Annotated in this window: 4 protein-coding genes; all 4 read left to right on the top strand. The window is 32.5% G+C overall.

Going from position 1 to position 2,891, the window contains the following annotated elements; translation table 11 throughout:
• The first annotated feature begins 85 nt into the window (after positions 1–85).
• The 4 genes from FHP05_RS15065 (at position 86) to FHP05_RS15050 (ending at position 2,529) form a co-directional block, all read left to right on the top strand.
• Positions 86–574, top strand: a complete 489-nt coding sequence (locus FHP05_RS15065; RefSeq protein WP_330998101.1) for a hypothetical protein — start codon at positions 86–88, stop codon at positions 572–574.
• A 3-nt stretch (positions 575–577) separates the two neighbouring features.
• Positions 578–961 carry an immunity 22 family protein gene (locus FHP05_RS15060; protein ID WP_147670789.1) on the top strand — a complete coding sequence of 128 codons (384 nt, stop codon included), beginning with the start codon at positions 578–580 and terminating at the stop codon, positions 959–961.
• Positions 962–1,457: 496 nt separating this feature from the next.
• Positions 1,458–1,967, top strand: a complete 510-nt coding sequence (locus FHP05_RS15055) for an HNH endonuclease (RefSeq protein ID WP_210766941.1) — start codon at positions 1,458–1,460, stop codon at positions 1,965–1,967.
• Positions 1,968–1,998: 31 nt separating this feature from the next.
• Positions 1,999–2,529, top strand: coding sequence for an SMI1/KNR4 family protein (locus FHP05_RS15050; protein ID WP_147670785.1), 531 nt, complete (start codon positions 1,999–2,001; stop codon positions 2,527–2,529).
• The last annotated feature ends 362 nt before the right edge of the window (positions 2,530–2,891 follow it).

The following is a 2,891-nucleotide window of genomic DNA, read 5'->3' as shown; positions in this document are numbered from 1 at the left end:
CAAAACCGCATTAGGCAAGACGAAGGTTCCTGTTTTTTATAGGGAAAAACTTGCGACCAATTCAACCGATATCAATACCTTTGGAATGGAGATGAAACCTCTTAGTGAGGTTAAACCGCAGATGTTTTCGGTGAAGGGTGCGGGTAAGCATTTAAATGATGTGAAAATCCCTTCAGTAAGAAACAATGAATTTAACAAATGGTTTGATAATCTATCAGTAAAAGAATTTGAGGAAATGTGGAATAATCCTCGGCTGAGAAGTAAAATAGAAGATAGAATTAGACGTCCAGGGGGCTACCATGAATGGCATCTTGTAGCAAGAACTCCTAAATTTAAACAGTGGGGAATTAGTATGGATGACATTAAAGAAATGAGGTCTCTGACTAAAAATGTTGAATTTGTGAATCCACCTGGTCGCCATGGAGGCAGAGGTTCGACAAAAGCACATAATGAAATTTTAAAGATTATTGATTCTGCTTCTGACTATGAAAGTTTTGTTAAAGGGCTTAATGAATGGGCTAAAAAAAGAATGAAAAATGGTATTATGGATTTACCAGAAGGTTTGAGGAGGTAAAAAATGAAAAACGATGTATCTTTATGGTTAGGATACTTTCGTGATTTTGATAAACTCGAAAAGTACACTGAAATAAAATATAATCAAGATGGAGACAGTATCCCTTCTATTTTTGAGAAAGATTTTAAATTAGGATATTATGATAGGGACTTAATTGAAAAAGATTGGATTCCTTATACTGAAGATGAAATAGAAAAACTTTTAGTGGATTTTTCATATGATGATCAATTAATACAGCAGTACAATAATATAAAGTTAAAGTCTAAATATAATACTATTATACTAATTTATAATTATGATTATAATAAAGAAGGTAAAATAGTTAACTTCGTAGATAAAGGTACCTATAAGTTGGAATTTATAGGTAAGGCGGAATATACAGATTAATATGAGTAAAATATTTTTCTAGTGAAGAATTAAATAATAAGCTGTTAAAAAGTAAAAAACTATACGAACATAGAGTATTTACGTTGTAGCTGTTGCTATTAATAGAGCAATAAATGAAAAAAGTAATTCTTTTTTGAAAATTGATTGCCAGATACCCTTTTGGTGTTTTTCCTTGTGGTTGGGTTGATAATTATGCCTAGGGAAAAATTATTGCGCATATTGGATGAATAAAATTCATTTTAGATTTGGTGTCTGTTTAAAAAGCTTTTAATATGAATGGTGTAAAATATCCTCACCAGATTATTAATCGCTTTTTTTATTCTGTAATGCTATCCATAAAAGTCAGAAAAGTTCTTCTGACGGCTATAGCAAAAAACAAAGTGTTACATTTTAAATCTATTAAATGATACAACAGAATGAAAGGGAGCCAAATAAAAATGTTCCAACAGGAATCTTAAAAGGCACTCCTTACAGCAAGGATTTCTTAATACAAAAAATGACAACAGCCAAAACCGCATTAGGAAAAACAAAGGTACCTGTTTTTTATAGGGAAAAACTTGCGACCAATTCAACCGATATCAATACCTTTGGGATGGAGATGAAACCTCTTAGTGAGGTTAGCCCGCAGATGTTTTCGGTGAAGGGTTCTAAGGGTATTGGATATGATGGTGTTAGAATTATAAATAAGAAATATGCAGGACAAACATATAATCTAAGTGGTGATTTAGCTAAAAAGTACCCAAATGGTGTAAAATTCACAAATGATGGTTTTCCAGATTTTAGTCCTTATTCTAAAGCTAAAGTAAAAATAGATGGACTAAAAGGTAATACATCCAGTGATTTTACCGCTGCAAACAAGGCTATGGGATTAAAATCAACCCCCAGTGGTTACACATGGCACCACGTGGAAGATGGAAGAACGTTAATGTTAGTACCAACAGATTTACATCAGGCTGTAAGGCATACTGGTGGTGCGGCATTGATAAGAAAAGGCTTGGCACCGTGATGTGTAAAAGATATTTGAAAGAGGTGTAATAATGATTGAAATAAAACCTAGCAATGTAAAGTTTAATGAGAAGGAATTCAACAATTTTGAAAAAGAACTAGGGGTTAATTTGCCAACTGAATATATAAAATTCCTAGAAAAAAATAATGGTGGTATTCCTGAATTAAATATTGTTGAACTTCAAAATGAAGAGATAAAGTCATTTTCTGTAACTGATTTTTTTGGAGTAAATAATGTGAAACACAATGATTTAAAGTCACAATATGAAACTTATAAAGAACGGATACCAAGTGGGAACATACCTATATGTAGAGTAGAGGGGGGCAATATAGTTTGTTTAAACATTGATAATTGGTCAATAAGTTTGTGGGACCATGATACGGAACTTATGAATGAGGATGTTTTGTCTACTAATTCTCTTTTAAAAGTTGCGAAGAATTTTGAAGAGTTTTTAAGTCTTATGGAACCATATCACCATGAAGATGATTTAGATGATTACAAAGTTGAAGATGTTTGGATTGACCCTGGTTTTTTAAAAGAATTAAAAAATGATAAAGAATGATAACGATACCTACAGGAAAAAACTTGATTGGCTAAATGCCTTTCAAGATTTTCTTTTAGGGTGAGGCTACCTAGTGCCGAATAAACCGCATTTTATCCACAAGAAAGTGATAATCCATATCAGCCCTCTATGAAGTTTTAACAAATTATAAAGTACGTACAACACCTATAAAACGTACAACCTATTTAATGTATCCTAGCTATTAGAAGTAATCACAAAACCATCAGTTACGACCATCCTTATTTGAAAACTATGTAGCCGACACAACGGCGTATATTTCCCCCATCGCAAGAAATGCCATGATGCGAGTAGATAGGAATGATATATGGTTTAATTTAAAGCAAATGGATGGCGGAATTGCT

Source organism: Cerasibacillus terrae, assembly GCF_008039555.1.
In the GTDB taxonomy this organism is placed as follows: Bacteria; Bacillota; Bacilli; order Bacillales; family Amphibacillaceae; genus Cerasibacillus; species Cerasibacillus terrae.
Note: the sequence above shows the minus strand (reverse complement) of the source record. Positions and strands in the feature narration are given on the sequence as shown.

What these genes read in the sequence shown, in the direction of transcription:
- FHP05_RS15065 (WP_330998101.1), top strand. Translation starts at nt 86, where the DNA reads ATGGAGATGAAACCTCTTAGTGAGGTTAAACCGCAGATGTTTTCGGTG.
- FHP05_RS15060 (WP_147670789.1), top strand. Translation starts at nt 578, where the DNA reads ATGAAAAACGATGTATCTTTATGGTTAGGATACTTTCGTGATTTTGAT.
- FHP05_RS15055 (WP_210766941.1), top strand. Translation starts at nt 1,458, where the DNA reads ATGACAACAGCCAAAACCGCATTAGGAAAAACAAAGGTACCTGTTTTT.
- FHP05_RS15050 (WP_147670785.1), top strand. Translation starts at nt 1,999, where the DNA reads ATGATTGAAATAAAACCTAGCAATGTAAAGTTTAATGAGAAGGAATTC.